The 22,494-nt window shown below is 53.9% G+C and carries 12 protein-coding genes; 9 read left to right on the top strand and 3 right to left on the bottom strand.

Going from position 1 to position 22,494, the window contains the following annotated elements:
• Positions 1 to 72: 72 nt before the first annotated feature.
• Complete coding sequence (locus tag SH287x_RS16715) at positions 73 to 3,450, bottom strand: TAT-variant-translocated molybdopterin oxidoreductase (RefSeq protein WP_479515524.1); 3,378 nt, start codon at positions 3,448 to 3,450, stop codon at positions 73 to 75.
• A gap of 99 nt (positions 3,451 to 3,549) precedes the next feature.
• Complete coding sequence (locus tag SH287x_RS16710) at positions 3,550 to 4,233, bottom strand: cytochrome c3 family protein (protein ID WP_479515523.1); 684 nt, start codon at positions 4,231 to 4,233, stop codon at positions 3,550 to 3,552.
• Between the two features lie 1,013 nt (positions 4,234 to 5,246).
• Between SH287x_RS16710 and glgX the strand changes: the two genes are divergently transcribed.
• The 5 genes from glgX to SH287x_RS16685 all read left to right on the top strand — a co-directional run bounded on the left by glgX (position 5,247) and on the right by SH287x_RS16685 (position 15,566).
• Positions 5,247 to 7,385 carry a glycogen debranching protein GlgX gene (gene glgX, locus SH287x_RS16705; RefSeq protein WP_479515522.1) on the top strand — a complete coding sequence of 713 codons (2,139 nt, stop codon included), beginning with the start codon at positions 5,247 to 5,249 and terminating at the stop codon, positions 7,383 to 7,385.
• Between the two features lie 334 nt (positions 7,386 to 7,719).
• Positions 7,720 to 11,106, top strand: a complete 3,387-nt coding sequence (locus tag SH287x_RS16700) for a hypothetical protein (RefSeq protein WP_479515521.1) — start codon at positions 7,720 to 7,722, stop codon at positions 11,104 to 11,106.
• 396 nt (positions 11,107 to 11,502) lie between these two features.
• Positions 11,503 to 12,441, top strand: a complete 939-nt coding sequence (locus tag SH287x_RS16695) for an ABC transporter ATP-binding protein (protein ID WP_479515520.1) — start codon at positions 11,503 to 11,505, stop codon at positions 12,439 to 12,441.
• Between the two features lie 129 nt (positions 12,442 to 12,570).
• Positions 12,571 to 14,202: an ABC transporter permease gene (locus SH287x_RS16690; protein WP_479515519.1), complete on the top strand. Its 1,632-nt coding sequence runs from the start codon at positions 12,571 to 12,573 to the stop codon at positions 14,200 to 14,202.
• Positions 14,199 to 15,566 carry a hypothetical protein gene (locus tag SH287x_RS16685; protein ID WP_479515518.1) on the top strand — a complete coding sequence of 456 codons (1,368 nt, stop codon included), beginning with the start codon at positions 14,199 to 14,201 and terminating at the stop codon, positions 15,564 to 15,566. The genes SH287x_RS16690 and SH287x_RS16685 overlap by 4 nt, the downstream gene beginning before the upstream one ends.
• A 539-nt stretch (positions 15,567 to 16,105) precedes the next feature.
• Here the strand turns inward: SH287x_RS16685 and arsD are convergent.
• Positions 16,106 to 16,507: an arsenite efflux transporter metallochaperone ArsD gene (gene arsD, locus SH287x_RS16680; protein ID WP_479515517.1), complete on the bottom strand. Its 402-nt coding sequence runs from the start codon at positions 16,505 to 16,507 to the stop codon at positions 16,106 to 16,108.
• A 445-nt stretch (positions 16,508 to 16,952) separates the two neighbouring features.
• Here arsD and SH287x_RS16675 point away from each other — a divergent pair, with 445 nt between their 5' ends.
• The 4 genes from SH287x_RS16675 (at position 16,953) to SH287x_RS16660 (ending at position 22,274) form a co-directional block, all read left to right on the top strand.
• Entirely contained in the window at positions 16,953 to 18,815 is a 1,863-nt protein-coding gene (locus SH287x_RS16675) for a carbon starvation CstA family protein (RefSeq protein WP_479515516.1), read from the top strand.
• Between the two features lie 370 nt (positions 18,816 to 19,185).
• Positions 19,186 to 20,202, top strand: coding sequence for a polyprenyl synthetase family protein (locus SH287x_RS16670; protein ID WP_479515515.1), 1,017 nt, complete (start codon positions 19,186 to 19,188; stop codon positions 20,200 to 20,202).
• A gap of 99 nt (positions 20,203 to 20,301) precedes the next feature.
• On the top strand, positions 20,302 to 21,360 hold the full coding sequence (locus SH287x_RS16665) for a ligase-associated DNA damage response exonuclease (RefSeq protein WP_479515514.1): 1,059 nt from the start codon (positions 20,302 to 20,304) through the stop codon (positions 21,358 to 21,360).
• A gap of 545 nt (positions 21,361 to 21,905) precedes the next feature.
• Complete coding sequence (locus SH287x_RS16660; protein WP_479515513.1) at positions 21,906 to 22,274, top strand: STAS domain-containing protein; 369 nt, start codon at positions 21,906 to 21,908, stop codon at positions 22,272 to 22,274.
• The last annotated feature ends 220 nt before the right edge of the window (positions 22,275 to 22,494 follow it).

The raw sequence follows: 22,494 nt of genomic DNA, 5'->3' as shown, positions 1-22,494 counted from the left end.
GAGGAAACGGAATTCAGATGAATGAACTTGCAATCAACTTTTCGCCAACTTGACCGTTCAGGTTAAGCAGCATTAAACGAGGCCGAGGATATCCTGAAGCGTGGCTTTGCGGGCAGCGGCTTCTTTCTTTGATGCGTCAGATTTGGCAGGTGACTTGGTGTCGTGATCATGGTCATGGTCGTGATCATGATCGTGCCCTTTGCCTTCGCCATGTCCGTGGTCATCATGCCCGTGATCGTCGTGGCCATGTTCCGCATGCCCATGGTCTCCGTGTCCGCCGTGAGCATGTTCGGAAGGCAAAGCCAGGTCGGGGTGCGGGTTGCGAATGCGAGCCAGGTAGACCGTGCGGGGCTTGACGTTCAGTTCAGCCAGCATGGCGTAGGCCCGAGGCGATTCATGAGCTTTTGTGACGAGGGAGTCAGGCCGTCCCAGATCCCCGAACTCAATGGCACCGGCGGGGCAGGCCTGCTGGCAGGCGGTGCGAATTTCGCCATCACGAATATCTCGTTGTTCGTTCTTGGCGACGATTTTGACCTGTTGAATCCGCTGCACGCAGTAGGTGCATTTTTCCATGACACCGCGTTCACGGACGGTCACTTCCGGATTGAGGATCATCAGTGGCAGATCGTTGCCTTCAGACTGAGCCTCATCATATTTGGCATTGTAATCGAGGAAATTGAAGCGGCGAACCTTATAGGGGCAGTTGTTCGCACAGTAGCGGGTACCCACACAGCGGTTGTACGCCATGTCGTTCAGACCCTCAGGGCTGTGAGCGGTCGCAGCGACTGGGCAAACCTGCTCGCAAGGAGCATTTTCACAATGCTGGCAAGTGACTGGCTGAGTGGCGAGCACCGGGTTTTCGTCATCGCCTTTGAAGTAGCGATCAATTCGCAGCCAGTGCATTTCACGGCCCTTGGCGACCTGATCGCGGCCAACAATCGGGACGTTATTTTCTGCGGTACAGGCAATAGTGCAGGCGTTGCAACCCACGCAGCGCGAGAGATCGATCGACATGCCCCACGCACGGTTTTCTTCCGAGCGCTTCTGCCAGTCAGGGGCCGGCCACAGCGATTCCAGCGGTGGCACGTGAACAACATGCTGGGCGAAATCCGGATGAGCCTTATAGTCTTCAATCGTCCCTTCACGAACGAGCTTACCAATACGGCCAGCAACACCCTGCATGCCGATCACATCGATGTTGTGGTGATCCTGCGTGGTGGCCAGTGTGTAGGAACCGCTGGCTTTGCTGATCTTTGCACCGGTGAGAATGTCACTTCCCACAGGCCGGATCGATGCGGCATCCACACCGACGGGCGCGATGTCGTCGGAAAGCAATCCTCCGACGTGGCCAGCGGCGGTGCGTCCATACCCCAGTGCCACTCCGATCGAACCAGCGGCCTGGCCCGGCAGGAGATAAACAGGGAGGTTGATCGATTTATCACCCAGGGCGATCTGGACAAGATTGCCCATCGTCACGCCAATTTTCCTGGCAGTGGCGGGACTCATAATGGCGGCGTTGTCCCAGACGATCTTGGTGAGATGATCCGGAGCTTCCTGCAACCAGCCATTATTGGCAAAGCGGCCATCAAAAGTGCTGCTGGAAGGAGAGAAGACAATTTCAAAGTCATCGGCTGCTGACAACTGAGACTCGGGCAATTCCAATCCGTCGACCAGAGTCACTTCGACGGAGGAGAGTTCTTCTTCTTTGAAGAAGCCATCATGAGCCAGTCGGCGGAATTCTTCGGTAAAGCCTGAAGCCGGGAGGATATCGCGAAGCGTCGTGCGGACAATATCGAGCGATACGGTATCGGAATTATCAGCAAAATAGGCCAGGACTTCGAGTTCTGACTTCGTATCAAAAATCGGCTCGATCAGTGGCTGGCGCAGGATCAGTCGCCCATCCCATGAGCGGAAGTCCGACCAGGATTCAAACTGATGGGAACGAGGCAGATGCCAGGTGGAGGCCAGTGAAGTCTCATCGACATAATCACTCAAATGGATTCGATGCTTCACCTTGGTGAATGCGTCGCCGAAGCCAATGGCGGCCGGAGCGGCGTAAACGGGGTTGCCACCAATGACAAAGGCCACATCCACGTTGCCGGCATTCATTTCCGCCGTCAGAGCCTTGAGTTGCTCAACGTAAGGAAGCTTGCCGATCTCATCGGTGGAGGCCGTGGCATTCGCGACAAACTTGACGGTTGCCCCGATGTTTTTCAGCTTGCTGTTAAGACGATGGACGCGGGCCTGGACATCCGCAGGCTGGATCATCCCGACCGTGACGACCGATTTTCCCTGAGCCGCAACAAGATCACTGGCAGCGGCGGCGATCCACCGATCCTGCTCAGAACGTCCCTCTTCTTTTTTGGCGCTGAGTGGCTGACCTGCCAATGTCTGATCAACAGCGGCTTCGAGCTTGGCGACAATCGCGCCAATATCACCGCTGCGGGCGGGAATGCGGTGATCCGCAGCACCACCGGCACTGGAATACTGGCTTTCAACCACATAGAGGCGGTTCATCGGCCCGTTGTCCGGTACCCGCCGTGGTGCCCATTCCTTCAGATTTGATGTGGCCTGGGGATGCTGCCCGAACAGGTCGGCATCAATCGCCACAATGACGTCGGCACCACGCAGATCAATGACTGTCCGCACTGGCTGACCGAAGGCTTTTTGTGTTCCCAGACGATCGTTGTCATAGCTGACGGATTCGTATTCGTACCACTTGGCTTCGGGGAAGCGGGCAAGGAAGGCGTCTTTCAGGCGAGCACGGGAAGGCGAACTGCTCGCTTCGGCCAGTACGCGAACCCCTTTTCCGCCTGAGGTGGCAGCCGCTGGCAGGAGCCTGTCGGCGAAGGCATGAAAGGCACCCCAGGAAGACATCTGAGCCTTACCCGATTTGATCTCTCCCACGGATTGTGAGCGGTCAGGATCATAGAGGTGCAGCAGGGTGGCTTGTGAGTAGCCATCGCTCCCACCACCAGACAAGGGATGCTCGGAGCTTCCGTCCACCTTGATGGGGCGACCATCGATGGAAGTGACTTCCAGTGGGCGAACCAGACCGGCAAACTCAATCGCTGAAGCGAAATACTGAGGCTCGCCCGGAATCCGATTCATCGGACGATTGACGAACGGGGCGATGATTTCCTTTTCCCATCGGCAACCGGCCACACCAGCCAATGCCAGAGAGGCACCCATCAGTTGCAGCCAGCGACGACGGCTGACACCTGTGGGAAATTCTGAGGCAGCGACAGGGAATTCGCGATGAAGGAATTCGACGAACTCGGGTGTTCGCTCCAACTGATCAATGCTGCGCCAGTATTCGTTAGGAACGTATGACTGGCTGTGAGCAGCACCAGCATCAGGCGTCAGTGGGTTGGAGGCAATCGACATGGTCGGAATGATCTCTTCAGCGGGCGTATGGCTGGCAACTTCAACAGGAGAGACCGAAGTCACCCCGCATCGTCGTTGATCATGCAATGACAACAAAACCAATCAGATAATTTATCTCGACAGGCAACTGACAACCCGGCGGCTGTCAGCAACCCACAGGGATCAGCGGTGGCAGGTCGAACAGTTTTCTTTAGTCTTCAGGTGCAATTGCTCCTGAATCCGTCTTCCCACAACCAGAGGATCTTCAGCGGGAACCCAGTCCATCTGGGTCACCAGTTCGGGAGGACGAAGGTTGGGAGCAGGATTGCGGTGACATTCCAGGCACCAGGCCATCGACAGAGGCTTTTTCTGAGCAACCTCTTCCATCTTGTCGATGCGGCCATGGCAAGAAACGCAGCCGACGCCCCGGCGGACGTGGGCACTGTGATTAAAATAAGCATAGTCAGGAAGGTCGTGAATCTTGACCCACTGAACTGAGTCACCACTGGCGTAGCTTTCCCGCAAAGGCAACAGCTTGGGGCTTTTTGATCGCACTGAGGTGGTTGCCACAATGCCATTCTCATCGGCGCCGCGATGGCATTTGATGCAGGTGGCGGTGGGAGGAATGGCTGCATAAGCCGCGACTTCCACCGTGTTATGACAGTAGCGACAATCCATTTTCAGTTTGCCGGCATGCAGGGCATGACTGAAGGGAATCGGTTGTTTGGGCTGGTAACCAACATCCAGTGTCCAGGGACTGCCTCCGACGAAAAGCAACCCGACCACATAGAGGGCACCAAACGCGACCAACCCGCCCAGCACTGGGAGTGCACGATCAAGCCATGTGGGAAAGCGAAACTTCTGCATCTACACGTACCGACTCGGTGAGTGATCCGAATATCAACCAAAGACCTGCCAGAGGCTATCATTTTGGCAAGCAGTGATTCCCGCCATTTCGTCAAAGTGGTTGGGGAAATCCCTGCGAAAAAATGAATGGCAACAGGTCACGACACAGAACGCGCCGTGCGGCGATATTGCTGTGGATCGTAGATGCCAGTGACGAGAAGAGCAATCACTGAAGGGGCCTTTCGATTCGATTTCCCGAAGTCGAAAAGAAGGATGTTTTTCACAGAAACAAGAGCGAAAAACATCGTACCGGCAAGCTTTGCCACGGCGTGTAACAGGTTTTCGCTTAATAACTTACGCGACCAGGCGCAGTTGAGATTCAGTCTCTACTTAATCGGCTTGCCAACTTGACTCCGAAACCTGGGGTCATCGCGCCATTGAGATTCCCAATAATGGGAACAACACGGGGCCTGCTGCCAGCGTCTCTCCCCCACGCGCGAGCTTCGCCCACCCGATGGCTGCGATATTCTGAAGGTGATTTTTGCGTTTAATGAGAGGAAATCGCCCTGTGTGCTGACGAAGGCTTTCTCACAGCAACTGAAACGCAACTTGTTCAACTTTTCATGGAACGATGTTGCGCTGAATCTGCTATTCAATACTCACTGGCGGCGATTCGAGGTGGCCTGACGAGACGTTGGCACTATTTTTCACGGTCTTTTGATGCAAACAAGCGGATCGAGAGCATTTCCTGCCTTGTCAGCCGCTGCCTCCCTGTTTTGCGAGTGGGGCCAGGGACGAGACTGGCATGACCTGACAGCACTGAGGGCATGTGCATTCGTTCTGTTTCTCATGATTTTTGCGGTTACTATTCATCCGGCAAACTGTTACTCCTGATGCAATCCCACTGTTGCAATCCCACTGTGTGCCCAGTGGCATCATCGATCTCTTCAGTCAACGTGAAACCGTGAGCATTGCGACAAGTCAGGCTGAGAGCAGCCTGACGTTTCCCCATTAGAAAATCAGGACTATTCATAATGCGAGTTTGGGCAGGCCGACCTTATCCTCTGGGCGCCACGTGGGATGGTGCTGGTGTCAATTTTGCCCTGTTTTCCGAGAACGCCACACGCGTGGAACTCTGTCTCTTCGACTCAGGGGATTCTTTGAGCGAGTCACAAAGAATTGAACTTCCTGAGCAGACCGATCAGGTCTGGCATGGTTACTTCCCGGAAATCCGCCCCGGCCAGCTCTATGGCTATCGTGTTGACGGCCCCTATGAGCCGGCTTCTGGCATGCGATTTAATCCGAATAAGCTGCTGCTCGATCCTTATGCCAAAGCGATCGGTCGTGACCTCTATTGGCATGATTCTGTCTTTGGCTATGAGGTAGGTCATGATCATGATGACTTGAGTTTTGATACGCGTGATAGCGCCCCTTATGCTCCTTTAGCACTGGTGGTTGAAGAAGCCTATACCTGGGGTGATGACAGGCCGCTATTAACCCCCTGGCATAACACAATCATCTATGAACTTCATGTCAAGGGATTTACGCAGCAGATGCCCGGCGTGCCCGACAGGCTCCGTGGGACTTATGCCGGCCTGGCTTCTGCTCCCGCGATTGACCACCTGAAGAAATTAGGGGTGACAGCGGTCGAACTCATGCCGATCCATCATCATATTGACGAACATGGCCTGCATCAGCGGGGGAAATCAAATTATTGGGGCTATAATACTCTCGCTTACTTTGCGCCCAGTGTGCGATTCAGTTCCGTTCGTCACCCGTTGTTTGCTGCCCATGAGTTCAAGTCGATGGTGCGCACGCTTCACGCTGCGGGGATCGAAGTCATTCTGGACGTTGTATATAATCATACGGCGGAAGGAAATCAGCTGGGGCCAACGCTATCACTGCGAGGGATTGATAACACGAGCTATTATCGCCTGGTAGGTGACAACCCCCGCTACTATATGGATTTTACGGGGTGCGGGAACACCCTGAATATGCGTCACCCGCGCGTCCTGCAACTGGTCATGGATAGTCTTCGCTACTGGGTGCAGGAAATGCATGTGGATGGTTTCCGTTTTGACCTGGCCAGCGCGCTGGCTCGCGAGCTTTATGATGTTGATAAGCTGGGTGCGTTTTTCGATATCATCCATCAGGATCCCGTACTCTCTCGCGTGAAGTTGATTGCCGAACCATGGGATGTCGGCCCTGGTGGCTATCAGGTGGGGAACTTCCCGACAGGTTGGACAGAATGGAACGGAAAATATCGCGATTGTATGCGACGCTTCTGGCGAGGTGACGGTGGGACGATCGGTGAGACCGCCACGCGGTTAACAGGCTCCAGTGACCTTTACGCCCACAGCGGAAGGCGGCCTTATGCCAGCGTCAATTTCATTACCTGTCACGATGGATTTACTCTCCATGACCTGGTGAGTTACGAGCACAAGCACAACGAAGCGAACGGCGAAGAGAATCGTGATGGAGCAAACGACAATCATAGTGCCAGCTATGGCGTTGAAGGCGAAACGACTGATGCCAATGTCAATCGCATTCGCATGCGACAAAAGCGCAATCTGATCGCCACACTCCTGTTCTCTCAGGGGGTCCCGATGATTTACTCAGGTGATGAGCTTGGGCAGACACAGAAGGGAAACAACAACGCTTATTGCCACGATAATCCGCTCTCCTGGGTCGACTGGAGCCTGCTGGAGAAGGAAAAAGACTGGTTTGATTTCTTTCGCAAGCTCATCGGTATCCGTGTATCGCAACCGGCTTTGCGCCGCCGCCGTTTCTTTTCCGGGCGTAATAAACGTGATGAAAATGGGAAAGATGTCTATTGGCTGGCCAGCGATGGCAAAGAGATGGCCGATGACTGCTGGAATCAGGACTCCATCCGCTGCTTCGGGATGCTGATGGGGGGCGACCTGGAAGAATTCGACGAGCAGGGGAATCCGATACGGGGAGATAATCTGCTTGTTCTATTCAATGCGGGAAGCGAGCCGGTTTCGTTCCATTATCCCGTCGCCGGGCCGGCTGGCCCCAGCATGGATCTGATGATTGATACGGCTCGGCCGCACGCTGTGCATGTGGCGTTTGATGCGGTTCATCCTTATCCCATGGAAGGGCGCTCGCTGGCGCTGTTCCGCTGGAAGCCATCCACGCCTGAAATTTCATAGCGATCCTGACGCCCGGCGTGTGGGGAAATCAGAGTGAAATCCTATAAAGGAGCGTCGGAAAACGCTTCCACCGGCTGAAGATCCGTCGATTCTTCCAGCGATCATCATTCTGGCCGCACGGGGTTCATCTTTTCTTCGCAGTCGCCTGTCAGCATAGACTGACCAGCGTGCCTTCAAGTTCAAAGAGGCTTTGTTTTCTTGAGATCCTCTTCCGATTTTTTGTAAACGTGTTTGACCAACTGTTATGGCCGATCTAACGCATAATCATCGGGAAGAGTCGGAATCAGGAGGAAGTTTGACGCGCGGCAGGCGTGCTTCTCCCCGGGTGACAATTTTGCCAATTGTACTGGGCGCGGTCACAACGCTGCTTTCGTTGGCGATTGTTTATGCGGCTGTGACATTACCGCAACAGATTCTCTTGTCAGATCCTATTGAAGTGGTGGGGCCGCCGCTTCTGGAGGTCTATAGTGAGAAATCGGAAAGTGCGGCGTATTTAGCAGCCAGCCTGGGAGTGATTATCTGCGGTTGGTTGCTGAGCTTATGGGTTCCTTCACTGGAGCGATGGAAGGTCAGCAGGACGGCGACGCTCACGGCAGCCGTTATTGCAGTGCAGCTGGTCAGCCTTGCGCTGTCGCGTCAGTTTTACCCCCAATTGACCGTTATGCCGTTGGCGGCATTTATGGGGGGATGCCTGGCGGCGGAACTGGCTCGTCGACAGCGGACTTTGTCGAGAGTCTTTCTGGCAGTGATTCTGGCGTTAGGTTTACTTCTCCTCTTTATGGTCGATGTGGAATCATATAGTACGTCGGCAGGCGTTCTGGGAAAGGCCGTGACGGTCTATCTTGTGGCGATCCTCGCGGCCGTTTTGGGGAGTGATGCTTCAAAAGAGTTTCGCAAGACGGGAATTTGGAATCGGGCGACGCTGGTGCTGGTTCCCATTGTGCTCTGGGTTCAGCAGCAGTCACTGATTGACTTACTGTCACCATTAATGTTGTTGAGCGCCGTCTTCACGGGAGTTGCCATCGGGGCATTTTCCGCCCCCTGGCTGACGAGGCTTGCAGGGCTTGAAGTCCGTCATGCTTTGCTTGATCGCTCTGGCATGACGCCTGATCAACAGGAACTTTCGCGACAAATCACGCCTGAGCACGTGACGCAGCCGTGGATTTATTCCCGCTGGTTTTTAACTGGTGTTGCCCTGCTATTGTTTATTGCGTTGGGGCTTCACTGGAATTCCTGGTGGTCTGCTGGCGGCTTTTTTTTGTTGCTGGCAGGGATTGGCTGGTGTTCGCTACCGACTCGCTTGATGGCCGAGAATTCTTCTGCTGGTCGATCTGAGGTTAATTCACGTTTGTGGTGGAGGGCCTACTTTCCAAGCATCAGCCGTTGGCAGCAGACATGGTGGGGGCCTGTCTGCCTGTCCTTCAGTTTGCTGTTCGTGTTTGTGCCAGTGCTGACTCTCAATAGTGGTGTTGACCCCTTTCATGATGGACAGATTCTTAGCGCGATGCGGGAATTGAAAGCCGGACGCACATTGTATGTCGATGTCTTTCCATTGAGATCCTATTATCTTCTGATCGCGTGGTTTGGCAGTTGTATTCTGCCTCCCACCGTAACCGGGTTTCAGGTGGCGGAACAACTGACCTGGGCGATACCTATTGCGGGTAGCAGTTTAATAGTGTTTGCCTGGACGCGATCCGCGATATGGGGGCTCGTTGCGGCTTTAATGACGCTGACGATTGCTGTCAATGATGTGACTACGATCAATCTTGGTTCGCGCCAGGGGATTCACTTATGGACAGCCGGGTTGGCTCTGCTTGTTCTGCGTGGCCAGTTTCTCATGCGATTGGCTGGCGTCGCTGTTCTTTCCTGTGCCACCACGGCGATTGGTTTAGACGGGTATATACCGTTTATGGCAGGGATGGTGTTGGCAGAACTCACGATCCCAGGGAGAACATCGCTAAATGATATGGCATTGTGGAAAGAGGTTGGTACACGGCTGGGAAGGTCATTTTTGTTGGGAATTACGGGACTGGTGGTTCCTTTAGTGATGCTGGGGTTGGTAGCGGGCGGTCAGGCTGTAGTGACTTACATCACAATCACGCTCGATCTGATTCGCACGCTGGATGCTTTTTATGGGCTTCCCTGGCCGACTTCTTACTTGATTTTCAGTCGGGTTTTCACGGGATTTCTTCTGCTGGCGATCTGGGGGATGGTCGGAGCGTCAATCGCGTGTCATGCGGGTTCGTCGCGCAAAGCCACGCTATGGATTTATCTATTTATTTTCTTTGTCCTGATTTGCCGGCGTTCTGTCGGACGCAGCGGTTATCAACAACTTCAAGCGATTGATTTTCCCATGTGGATCCTGGGAGTGTTAATAGTGTTTGAGATTCTGAGCTACTATCGACGGCGGGGGTGGCGTAGCGATTGGAATCGTCGTGGTATCGTCGGGTTGATTCTCATGGGCAGCCTTCTCTTGCTGAATCCCAATCGTGGGTTATCCGATCCCTGGACAGCTGCCAGGATGGTCTCACAGGTTCCCCGAGAGGAATCATTTCGCAAGATGATTCCGGCCCCACTGTTGACCTTGCCTCCTCAGACTTATATCTGGCCTATTGAGGAAGGCATTATTAATCACTTAATGGATCAACCGAATCCTACCCGGCATGCCATTGCTTATTGTATCAGTTCGACTGATGAACAGGCGCAGGCATTGAAAGACTTGAAGCACCGCCGGCCACTCCTGGTGCGGCATGAAACATTTGAAATTGACGGCATCCCGTGGTCACTGCGCTATGACCGCCTCAGCCCCTGGATCTTTGCTAACTACCGGCCATCGGCAATTAATGGGCTGCTCATTCCGCGAGAGAGAGATTGGACTCCCTCTGCGACAACACTTGAGAAATGGGGATACCCGCTCCCGATGCGCTGGCTTCCTTTGCGCTGGGGGGAAGCTCTGGCGGATCAATTGAAGGTTCCCGAACGACTGCCGCTCGATTTTGCTCCTTCGGAACAGAAATTGAGTCAAGCCGTCATCTTCCAGCCTCAGTTGGTGAACCCTCAGGCTCACAAGACACAAACAGAATCCGCGGCTGCGTCTCAAAACAGGGCACCAACTTCTGGAGCCTTGACCGCAGGCTCTCCGGTGGAAACCATGCACTGGAACGCCTTGATGATCGAAGGGGAACTATTTGCCGCAAATGCTGATGGGGAGGAAGGTTCGCAACGGCCAACTTCTGATTCCGGCCAAATGAATCCTGCGGCAAAAAACTTGTATGCCAACAACTTTTTGGGCCGACAATGGATCCAGGATGCCAGGGCAAGACAATCGCTTCAGATGGATCTGAGGTTCTCGTCACCGGGTTCATCTTCAGCAGCACTCTTATCGCAACCGGAAGTGTCAAATCCGGAGCTGTCGCAGCCAGAGAATACGAGCGGGCGTCAGTTTGACTCCACAAACGTGATCACCTGTCTGCTTTCCAACCGGCCGGGGCGATTTCGTTTGCTGATACCGATTGCGACCAGTCCCGGCTGGATCTGGCGCATTCAGGCCGATCAGTTGCGGGCGGTTCTGTCACAAACAGAAGGGGCTTCGCTGGGGGTAAAAACCATGAAAAGCGATTCCAGAACGATGGCTGGCAACGTTCAGGGCTGGGGAGTGACCCGTTGCGAGTTGTGGAGAGTGGAAGACTGGCAGCCTCCCGTACGGGAAAACACTCGATAGTCATTAATGGTGATCGCTCATCAAGACTTCAGGCCGGATGAGCGCTGTTTATTGGAGAAGTGTCTGTTCAAATGTCCCATTTTTTTGATATTGAAAAGCTGGGGGAGTCCACGATTGCCAGAAAATGGCCAGCAGATATGAAGTTTTCAAGAAACTCGTTTGGCGGGAACCAGCGATTTGGCCGTATGTTACGTATTGTCTCACGAATTCTCGCTCGAGAGTCCACTTCGCGGCATTCAACAGGTTGCGGAGAGTCCCGTCTGTGGCCATGATCCTTAAATATGTTTTCCCATTCTGAATCAGCAGTTGCTGGTGATTCTTTTTTTCCATGACCGGATTGGCCTGTTCAGATCAGAGCAGGAAATCCAGCCCCTTACAACAAGAGTCGAGTCCCTGATGAGCACAGAGTCTGCCTCCCGGACAGCATCTTCCGAATCAGTTCCCGCTCAAGGCCAGGCTGCCTCGGAGCCGGTGATTTCCATTCGTAACCTTTCCAAGGATTACCGGGACTTCTGGGGCCGGCCCAAAGTCAAAGCCTTGAAGTCGCTGACGATGGAAGTTCGCAAAGGGGAAGTCTTTGGTCTGCTGGGGCCAAACGGTTCGGGCAAAACGACCACGATGAAGCTCCTGCTGGGGCTTCTGTTCCCTACTGAAGGCGAGATTTCCATTCTCGGGCGTCCGGCGACCGATGTCTCCAAGAACGAGCGGATTGGTTATCTCCCGGAAGAATCTTACCTTTACCGTTTCCTGAACGCCGAAGAAACGCTGGACTTTTATGGACGTCTGTTCCGTTTGTCTGCTGCTGAGCGAAAGAAGCGAACCGATGAATTGCTGGAACTGGTCAAGGTCAGCCATGCCCGCAAGCGCCAATTGAAAGAGTATTCCAAGGGGATGACTCGTCGTATTGGTCTGGCTCAGGCGTTGATCAATGACCCGGAACTGATTCTTCTCGACGAACCCACCAGCGGTCTGGATCCTCTGGGAAATCGCGATATGAAGGATTTGATTCTCCGATTGAAGGATCAGGGCAAGACGATTGTCATGTGCAGTCACCTGCTGGGCGATGTTCAGGATGTGTGTGACCGCATTGCGATCCTTTACGGTGGTGAACTGAAAGTGATGGGGAAAGTGGAAGACCTCGTCAAAGAACAGAATGCCACACAAATCCGCTCCAGCAAGCTTTCACCAGAGGCGATTGCCGAGATGGAAGCTGTCCTTCGCAAGCATGGGGCGACCGACGTGCTGATCGATCAGCCGACGTCTTCTCTGGAGGATCTCTTCCTGCGAACAGTGCAGGAGAGCAAAGAGCGTCCTGGTCACCGTATTTCGGTCTGATCAATCCCCAGGGTCGATGGCTGGTTCTTGTGATCCGTGCGGATTTTTCGTACGGCCATCTGACGCTGATATTCCCTTTTTTAATGTTGTCTCTCCGTCATCCGCGTGTTCTCTTCGGTGAAATAGACCATGGACTTTTTTCCGGAAGCATTCAATTTCAAGGTGGCGATCCAGCAATGGCTGGCCGTTCTTGGACTGGGAATATCGGCCCTGCTGCTGATCACCTTTCTGACCACATTGGCATCAGATGGGGTGAAAGGGGCGAAACGCTACCTCAATTCTCTGCTGGAGAGTTTGCGAGAGATCATTTCGATCTCTCCCGCTCGCTGCTATGCGACGGCGAAGTTGACGTTTATCGAAGCCGTTCGTCGTAAAGCGCTGTATGTGTTTGTTGTGTTTGCGATTCTGTTCATGTTTGCCGGCTGGTTTATCTCCGATCCCGGCCAGCGTCCGCTCGATTCGGTGAAAGTCCACGTGACGTTCATTCTGAACTCGCTCACCTGGCTGATTTTGATTGTGATGGTGCTTCTGGCCTGTATTGGTATTCCCGAAGACATTCGCCTACGCTCGATTCACACTGTGGTGACAAAGCCCACCAGCCGGTTTGAAATCGTGATTTCCCGCATGCTGGGTTATGCCGCTGTGGGAACAGTGCTTCTGGGGGTGATGTCAGCCGTTTCGCTGGTCTGGATTTACCGGCAGGTTCCAGCAGCTGCCCAGTCGGAATTGACGGCTCGTCAACCAGTCTGGGGAGCAATCTCTTTCCTTGACCGTGTCGGTGAGAAAACCGACGCCGGTATCAACGTGGGGGATATCTGGGCCTTCCGTAGCTACATCGAAGGGGCGACCAAGTCCCGGGCCGTCTGGGTCTTCCCAAATGTCACTCCTGAGATGCTGACGACCATTCAGAATGAATCCGGGGAAAGTTACGACGCCCTGCGGCTGGAGTCCCGGTTTGAAGCCTTCCGCAGCCATAAAGGCAACATGGAGCGGGCCACAAACTTTCAGTACACCATTTTGAACCCCGAGAAAAATCTGGAAGTTCCCGCAGGGACTTTTCAGGTTCGTGAGTTCCGCGGACGGACCGATGGTATCCGTCGGAAAATCATTGCCGCTGACAGTAACAATGAGGCCAAAACCTATGACCTCTTTGATGACCTGGTGGCGAAAGATGGAAGTCTGACGGTTTCTGTGGCCTGTACAGATCCTGGTCAATACCTGGGGATGGCTCGCCCGGATTTGTTCATTCGCCTGCCGGACGCCTCTTTCACCGTCAGCTTTTTGAAGTCGATGCTTGGCGTCTGGATGTTCATGGTGCTGACCGTCGTTCTGGGGGTCACGGCCAGTACATTCGTGAAGGGGCCGTTCGCGATCATTCTGACGTTTACCTTTATCCTTGTGGGCAACATGGCTCGCGAGTTTATGAAAACCTTGCTGTCGGCCCAGTGGACGGGGGGCGGCTTGTTTGAATCGGCTTACCGTATCCTGACCTTCATGAACGACACCACAGAACTGCCTGATAATGCAGGCACGCGATTGATCAAGTATGTGGATTGGGTTTTAAACGGCTTCCTGTGGATTGTGCAGCAGATCCTGCCCAACTTCAGTTACTTCGATACCACACGCTATCTGGCAAATGGTTTTGATGTTGATAATCAGGCAGCCGTGATTCCTGCCATCATGGTGACGATTGGCTACTTAATTCCTTGTGTTCTTCTCGGCTATTACTGTCTGCGTTCGCGTGAACTGGAGGCAAAATGAACCAAATTGATTCGCAGTTCCGCAAACTGCTTTATCTGGGTCTGATCGTTGCATTACTGATTCCGATTGTCGTTCTGGGAATCCCTGGGGGTGGGCAATCCGGTAGTACCGGCGGTGTTCTGCCCAGCCTGCGATCCCAGTTTGAACTGGGGGAATCGGACATTGGCAAAATTGACCCTACCAGCTCTGCCATGAATATGGTGCTGCTGGGTTTCCGGGGCATTGCGGTCAACATGCTCTGGGCTAACGTCGAAGAGTACAAAAAGACCAAGAACTGGTCGCAAATGCGGGCCACTGCCGACGCAATTATTCGTCTGCAGCCGCACTTCATCACTGTCTGGCGATTCAACAGCTGGAACCTGGCTTTCAACGTCAGTGCCGAATTCGACGATGTGAAAGACCGCTTTTACTGGGTCAAAGAAGGCGCGAAGTTCTTGCAAAAGGGCGTCGACGTTAACGGCAAAAATCCGGATCTTCCCTGGGAAGAAGGCCGTGTGACCGGCTTCAAAATCGGGATGTCTGACGAAGCCCGCTTCTTCCGCGAGTTCTTTAAGAAAGACCCCGACGTTGAGCAGTTCAAGGGCGGACCCGATCCCAAGATCAACGAACAGGCTGTCGATAACTACCTCGTCGCTCGCGACTGGTATCTGACCGCCAACGACCGGGAACTTTCCCAGCGCCAAAGAATTCTCGACCGCACCCTGTTCCGCTCTTACCCTGCCCGTTCTTACTTTGACTATGCCTCAGCACTGCAAAAAGACGGCATGTTTGGCGAGCAAACTCGTGTGGCCTGGGATGATGCTTATCGCGACTGGACAACAAAATACGGCCGCGAAGTCTTCCGTGTTCCAGAAATCCCCGAAGCGGAAATGTGGATGGAGATGGGCGAAGACGATGTCACCTCTCAATCCAAGACACCCGACATGGAACGCAAACTGCGCAAAGCGGTGGATGACTACCAGAAGATCGTCAACTACCGTTATTGGCGCGAGCGTGCCCGATGTGAACGTGATCCTCAAATGGCTGACGCTCACCGGGAAATCTATGAAGCCCAGGTTGCTTATGGCGAGCAACGATTGACCGAAGCCAAAGCTCTCGTCGAATCGGGGATGAAAAACTTCGGCGAAATGCTCAAGAAGTATCCTGACCTCCTTGGTGTCGATGATTTGCTGGTCGAAGACGCTCTCACCGCCGTCCTGATCTGGCAATACATTCTCAGACTCAGTGGCGAAACACCCACAGACGACTTCCCACTGAAGGTCATCTGGGATGCTCAGCAGGAGCGACTGCCTGAAGTCCAGAAACGGCTTGATCGCTGGCTGCTGGAACAATCTCGCCAAGCCGCCAAAAAGTCAGCCGCTTAATCGATCTGACTGACAACTGACAATCGAAATGAATCATACGACGACGCACAAAACCAACAGGTCTTGTGCGTCGTCCCCTTTCGAGGTTTAGGGCGGCGTCTGTAGGCCAGTTAATGGGTGATATCGTTTTGTAAGTATATAGAGAGAGTTGCTGTGCGTTAGAAACAGTAGGGTGCATGGAGTCTTCGGAATGCACCAGTCTTTGCATTTGACACCGAATTGGTGCATTGGCATGCACCCTACATGAGATACTTTCTGTACGTTAGAAACAGTAGAGTGCATGGAGTCCTCGGAATGCACCAGTCTTTGCTATCGTTCTCCGACAGCTTTTCAAACGAGTCGATAAAATCCGAATCCACATGATTAACCGAGGTCAAGCACTACGTTAGCTACTCGCTGATAGATAGACGGGTATCGTTTTATCGTGTGCACATCCATAGGGGATGGGCGAGGGAGAAATTCTCCTTTGCAAGGCTAACGCCGCCAGAAAAAAAGGCGTTGCACTGTGATATCTGTCCCTGATGGGAGTTCTTGGCGATTCAGCAGCAGCCGGGATGGCCACAACCGTCATGATCATGGTCGTGATCGTGTGAACCTGTGGAGAAGTCGACGATCGACAGGTTGGGCAGCAGCTTGGAGCGAATGCCGGCCCAGCCCGCCATTTGTTTCCGTGAGGGATAGAGACCGCGCGAACGTTCTTGCCCATCCACGAAAATGACCGGCAGAACTTCAACGCCAGCCGTGGCCAGAATTGATTGAATAGCCGCATTCTCAGCAAAAGCGGCCGGTTCCTGAGCCAGTTGATATCTCTGAACAGTCACGCCTTTCGCCTTGAGCCAGTCCAGGTCGGAGGCAAACTGAGTCAGCACCGGATCTGCCTCCGGGCCGCAAACACCTGTGGGACAGCACAGAGCTTGATCAAAGATTTGAATGGTTTTCATCGGGCTGTCTTTCAGAAGTGAGAACGTAGAGCCGTGCCACAGTTTGATCTTGGGGTTTCACATTGGCGATGCAGTAAGAACGCCTGACAAAACCGGTTGTGCCCGTTGGAAAACGTTAAATGCTTCGTCAATTCCCGCTGCATCAGAGGTTTTGTTAGAGTTTTTAAGTGCCCTGGTGCCACATGGCGTCAAACGCCGTTCACGGCCAGAACGTGGCTAAACAACGCGGCTAAAACAGGCACCAGCCAATAAGCCCCGAACCGCAGTGATCATACGGCACAGAGCTTGCCAGGAGAAACTCACAAAAGACTCGCCAAAGGGGCCATCAGGGCCACAGAGAGATTCAGCGTGAAAAGGCGCTCACGTTTTTTGTGCTGAACCAGTCGGACTTCTGTTTCTCGGTGAAAAGACTGACACACTGACGGATCCACGGTTTATCATATCAGTGGGGTTTGCTACAACACAGGCAAAGCGATTTGTACAGGTCATTTTGATCGACGCAGTGCGGGGATATGCCGTGGGTATGCTGGGAATTGTTGTTATCGCGGCTGTTGTCCTTTATGCGGCCTGGCGATTATATGCACCGCTGCTGGTTCGCTTGCTGGAACTGGATGATGCGCGACCGACACCGGCTGTGACGCAGTGTGACCATCTCGACTATGAACCGATTGAGTCGGATGCGTTGCTTTCACAGCATTTTTCCGCGATTGCTGCTGCGGGGCCGATTGTGGGGCCGATCTTTGCGGGAATCGCGTTTGGCTGGCTTCCGGCTGTGATATGGATCCTTGTGGGAGCCATCTTTATTGGCGGGGTGCATGACATCACCTCGCTGGTGGCCTCTGTGCGACATAAAGCCCGGTCAATTGCCGAAGTTGTCCGTGAGCACATGAGCCGGCGGGCTTTCCTGTTGTTCCTGTCCTTCGTCTGGCTGGCGCTGGTTTATATTGTGGTCGCATTTACAGATATCACGGCCCGCGCCTTTGTGGGCGAGGTTGACTTAGGGAATGGCGAACTGGTGAATGGTGGCGGGATTGCCTCCTCTTCGCTGATCTATCTGGTGATTCCTATTATTATGGGAATCACGATGCGCTACACCAAGCTTTCGCTGGGTTGGGCCACACTCATTTTTCTGCCGCTGGTGGGAGTGTCGATCTATGTGGGGCAATTCATCCCACTGAATATGGAAGAGTTCACCGTCTGGATGGGTTGGGCCACTAACCCCGCTGAAGCCAAGTCAGCCGCCATCAAGACCTGGGATCTGCTCCTGCTCTTTTATTGCTGCATTGCCTCGGTAGCGCCCATGTGGCTCCTGCTGCAACCGCGCGGGCATCTGGGCGGGTACTTTCTTTATATGGCTCTGGGAGGCGGAGCTGCCGGTCTGGTGGTGGGTTGTTTCCTTAATCAGCAGCCCATTCAGTACCCGATGTTTCGTGGCTGGGCACCTCCCGATGCTGGCGATTCGGTTTTTCCCATGCTGTTTATCACCATCGCGTGTGGTGCCTGTTCTGGTTTCCATGCGCTCATCGCTTCGGGAACAACTTCCAAGCAATTGCGAGTGGAAACAGATGCCAAGGTTGTGGGTTACGGCGCCATGCTGCTGGAAGCGATGGTCGCTATTCTTTCTCTGGCCTGCGTCATGCGGCTATCCCAGTCTGATCCGATGTTGAAAGGTGGCGCGCTGGAACCCAACGTGATTTATGCCACCGGGCTGGGGAGTTTTCTCCAGACGTTCGGAATTCCCGCAACGCTCGCGGTCTCGTTTGCTCTCATGGCGTTCACCACGTTTGTCTATGACACGCTCGATGTCTGCACGCGGCTGGGTCGCTATATCATTCAGGAATTGACGGGGTTGCAGAACAACCTGGGGCGATGGATCGGCACGATCGTTTCCGCAGCCACACCGGCGTTTTTTGTCACACAACAAGTGACGAATATGAAAGGCGAGGTTGTCCCTTCGTGGAAGGTCTTCTGGCCGCTCTTTGGTGCCAGTAATCAGCTGCTGGCCGCTCTGACATTGTTGGGCGTGACGGTCTGGTTGTGGCAAACCCGGCGGGCGGCCTGGGTCTGGATTGTGACGGGAATTCCGATGGTCTGGATGTACGTGGTCAGCCTCTGGGCACTGGCTGTGATGACCAACGGCACCTGGCAGCAAATCCAGTCGGGTGGCAAAACCGCACCGGTCAGCTATGTGATTCTGGCCGTTTCGACCCTGCTGATGATTCTGGCAATCCTGATGCTGATTGAGGCAGGACTGGCTTTGTGGGCCTCCAGGCGGAAGCCTCCCGTTCCTGTGGTTGCCACCGCGTAATCGTTGCCATCCTGGGGTTGATGTTCATAACCTGTTTGCACTGAACAGGATCTGGCTTTCTTGGTCAGTTTCAGCAGGTCGGCACTTCATGAGAACTTACAGGTTTTCATGAAGTCGGTTAATTCCGGCATGCCGATTTCGGTTTGATTTTCAGTGAACGAAAAATTTTGTCCAAGACTGACAAAATACAGGTGATGAATCCCGTCTGCCGATGATGTCTATGTCAGTTGAGTCCCAGCAGTGATCATCCGCCCTGAGGCGCGTCACAGAGGGCGACCCATCGACTTTGGTCTCTCGGGTGCAACACGATCCCTGTGAGTTTTGTGCATGACTTACAAGGGTTTTGTGGGTGAAGTAGGAAGCTGCAATTATGGCGATGTCAAAACCACCGACGCTTGAACAGCCCCTTCAAGGCGGGCGTCTCCTGGCATCGATTGATGATTTTCTCGCAGCAGATCTGGCTGAGGTTGAGCAGATTCTGGTCAATGAACTGGAGAGTGATCAGCCCTGCGTTAAAGACATTCTTCAGCATGCGACCCGATTTCGTGGCAAACGCTTGCGACCGATTCTTGTACTGCTGGCCGCACGGGCTTGTGGCCATGTCAATTCTGCTCATAAGTTGCTGGCCGCTGTGGTGGAAATGATCCACATTGCCACGCTGGTACATGACGATGTGCTGGATGAAGCGTCCACCCGGCGGCATGTGGCGACTGTCAATGCTCGCTGGAACAACGAAACGAGTGTCCTGTTTGGCGATTATCTGTTTACCCACGCGTTTCATCTTGCCAGCGATTTGCCCACCACTTATGCCTGCCGGATCATTGGGAGAGCCACGAACAAAGTCTGCGAAGGCGAACTGACGCAGATTCACGAACGTGGCAACCTTGATCTTAATGAGGCCACGTACTTTCGCATCATTGATGGGAAGACAGCCGAGTTGACGGCCGTCAGTACCCATCTGGGAGCCTATTACGCGGATCAACCAACCGAAATTGTCTCCCGGTTGGAAACTTACGGCCGCAAGTTAGGAGTGGCGTTCCAGATTGCTGATGATCTGTTAGATCTGGTCGGGATTGAAAAGAAGACTGGCAAAACGTTGGGGTCTGATCTTCAGAAGCAGAAGCTGACTCTGCCCATCATTCGGCTGCTGAACACCGCTTCTGCGAAGGAGGCTGTGGCCATTCGCGAACTGTTAGCCCACCCGGAGGCAGGGACTCGTGAGGAACTGGCGAAGTATCTGCGAAACAGCGATGCGTTGGACTACACGGCTAAGACCGCTGGTCAACTGGTCAACGAGGCCTGCCAGCAATTGGAGGCCATCCCTGACAGCCCCGCGAGGCAGTTTCTTACGGAGATTGCCCGCTTCTCCATCGAGCGGTCGTTCTGATCGTCAGCGAGGTTCTGACCCGTCAGGCTTGATGTTCGATGGCTGATGGCATCGAATGAAGGACGTTTCGCGTCACGTCTGCCCATGCGGATTTCATTCATGTCAACATCAGGGTACTTGCTGCGCCCGACGGCTGCGGGGCTGTATTGCGAAAAGGGGGGCTTCCATATTGACCCCACGTCCCCTGTTGCCAAAGCCATTGTGACTCATGCGCATGCCGATCATGCCAGTCGGGGTCACGCCAGGTACATTACCAGTCGGTCTGGTGCTGCTCTTGTCCAGCATCGGGTCGGTCAACATGCGGTGATTGAAAGCTGGGAATTTGGCGAGCAGCACCGCGTGGGAGATGTGCTGGTTTCCTTACATCCTGCGGGCCATATCCTTGGGTCGGCTCAGGTTCGCGTGGAATGGAGCAACTCGTCGGGGATGTCAGAGGTGTGGGTCGTCACGGGAGATTATCGCCGTGAATTAGACCCCACCTGTGAACCATTTGAAGCAGTTCGCTGCGATACTCTCGTCACAGAAGCCACCTTTGCCCGTCCCCAATTTCTCTGGCCTTCTGCCGAGGGAGAATTACAAAAGCTGACGTCCTGGTGGAAAGCGAATCAGGCCAGGGGATGCACCAGTATTCTTTACGCTTATGCGCTTGGCAAAGCGCAGCGCATTCTGGCGGCGCTGGATCCTGCCGATGGGCCGATCTTTGCTCCTTCTGTCGTGCGAGACATCAGCCAGATCTATCGACAAGAGGGAATTTCCCTGCCGATGGAACTTGATCCGCAGACAGAGATGCAGCCGGAATTGTGGACACGGGCGTTGATTATTCAACCACCTTCCCGCAGGTATCGTGAGATATTCCCGCAATCGGATAAGGTGTCAACGGCCTTTGCTTCTGGCTGGATGCTCGATCACCGTGAGTGGAAAAGACGACAGGTCGATATGGGCTTCGTCATTTCGGATCATCCGGATCATCAGGAGATTTTGGACACGATTGAGCAATGCGGTGCCCGGCGAGTCTTTGCCACACATGGCGAAACCAACTGGCTGTGTGCTGTCCTCAATGGGCAGGGGATCGAGGCACATGACCTGGATTCTCTGCGCGTCGCCCGTGGCGCTCGGCCCGATCAATCCTGGTGGACGCCGTCAAACAAGAAGCCCTGATGCTTCAGATTCCGAAAGCATTAAGGAAAAAATCACTCGCCCTTGATGTGCGTCACCGAAAAAACGAGAGCGGCACGGCGAGTATGTTAGTTCCGTCATTACTCATTCGAGCAGTTGTGTAAAGATACCCCTTACATCTTATACGGTTTCCATGAAATAACTGCGCTGCTCGAATTCCACATGTCTTTTCACAGGCTGGACTTCGGAACAACGCACCGCGTAGTTTTTTCTTGTGAATGGTATTATCGTCGCGTGTTGCGCAAGCAACTTACTCTCTCCCTGGCGACCTTCGCGTCTTTTACGGGGGGAAAAATTTCGCTTTCACCGGCAAGTCTCGTCGCCTTGGTGAGCGGGGACTAAGCTTGAGAACTTCCGCATAACCGGTCACCCGTGACAGCTCAGTTATGAACAGTCAAAGAGTTTTTTTCGGCGACACTTTTTTTGTTTCGGGCGACTGGACATGATGAGGGGGCAAGCCAGAAGGCTGTCGATGTTCCACGTGGCGGCAAGGATTGGAACCACGCGAGAGAGAGGATTGCTGAGGCATGACCCATCCGAACGATGATTTTCGACTTGAATGGCACGGCAACACCGTCGTCATCACCCCCACTGGTACCGTTGAGGGCATGAACTGGGAACTGATCGAGCAGGCGGCGGAAGTCGTGCTGGGGCCGATTCGTGAACAGCATGCGGCACCCATGGTGGTGTTCGATTTATCCCAGGTCAATTATTTTGGTAGCGTGTTTCTTGCGCTGCTCCTGCGTTGCCACAAAAATGTGCGCAGCCGCGGCGGAGAACTGGTTCTCTGTGGCCTTTCCGAAACCGCGCGTGAACTACTGAAAATCACGGCACTCGATACCGTCTGGGCGATTTACGAATCGAAAGAGTCAGCACTGAAAGCGGTTGATTCGTAACCCTCTGGTTCATGAAACACCGCTGGCTTGACGGAAGATTGGCGGCGGCACGAGCTTCGTTCAGAAAGAACGGCTCACACCGCCGCCATCATGCTTTGGGCCTCGCGTTGAATTCACGTCAAACGCCCCCTTCGCTCATGGCACCACTGCGCCAGCGTTGTTGGTGAGACCTCAGGGCTGACGTTGAAATACGCCTGATTCGCTCAAGATTCCGGCCATT

The sequence above is a fragment of the Planctopirus sp. SH287 genome (assembly GCF_056500625.1).
The sequence above is the reverse complement of the archived record's forward strand: the minus strand, read 5'-3'. Positions and strand labels throughout refer to the sequence as shown.

What these genes read in the sequence shown, in the direction of transcription:
- SH287x_RS16710 (WP_479515523.1), bottom strand. Translation starts at nt 4,233, where the DNA reads ATGCAGAAGTTTCGCTTTCCCACATGGCTTGATCGTGCACTCCCAGTG.
- glgX (WP_479515522.1), top strand. Translation starts at nt 5,247, where the DNA reads ATGCGAGTTTGGGCAGGCCGACCTTATCCTCTGGGCGCCACGTGGGAT.
- SH287x_RS16695 (WP_479515520.1), top strand. Translation starts at nt 11,503, where the DNA reads ATGAGCACAGAGTCTGCCTCCCGGACAGCATCTTCCGAATCAGTTCCC.
- SH287x_RS16690 (WP_479515519.1), top strand. Translation starts at nt 12,571, where the DNA reads ATGGACTTTTTTCCGGAAGCATTCAATTTCAAGGTGGCGATCCAGCAA.
- SH287x_RS16685 (WP_479515518.1), top strand. Translation starts at nt 14,199, where the DNA reads ATGAACCAAATTGATTCGCAGTTCCGCAAACTGCTTTATCTGGGTCTG.
- arsD (WP_479515517.1), bottom strand. Translation starts at nt 16,507, where the DNA reads ATGAAAACCATTCAAATCTTTGATCAAGCTCTGTGCTGTCCCACAGGT.
- SH287x_RS16670 (WP_479515515.1), top strand. Translation starts at nt 19,186, where the DNA reads ATGGCGATGTCAAAACCACCGACGCTTGAACAGCCCCTTCAAGGCGGG.
- SH287x_RS16665 (WP_479515514.1), top strand. Translation starts at nt 20,302, where the DNA reads ATGTCAACATCAGGGTACTTGCTGCGCCCGACGGCTGCGGGGCTGTAT.
- SH287x_RS16660 (WP_479515513.1), top strand. Translation starts at nt 21,906, where the DNA reads ATGACCCATCCGAACGATGATTTTCGACTTGAATGGCACGGCAACACC.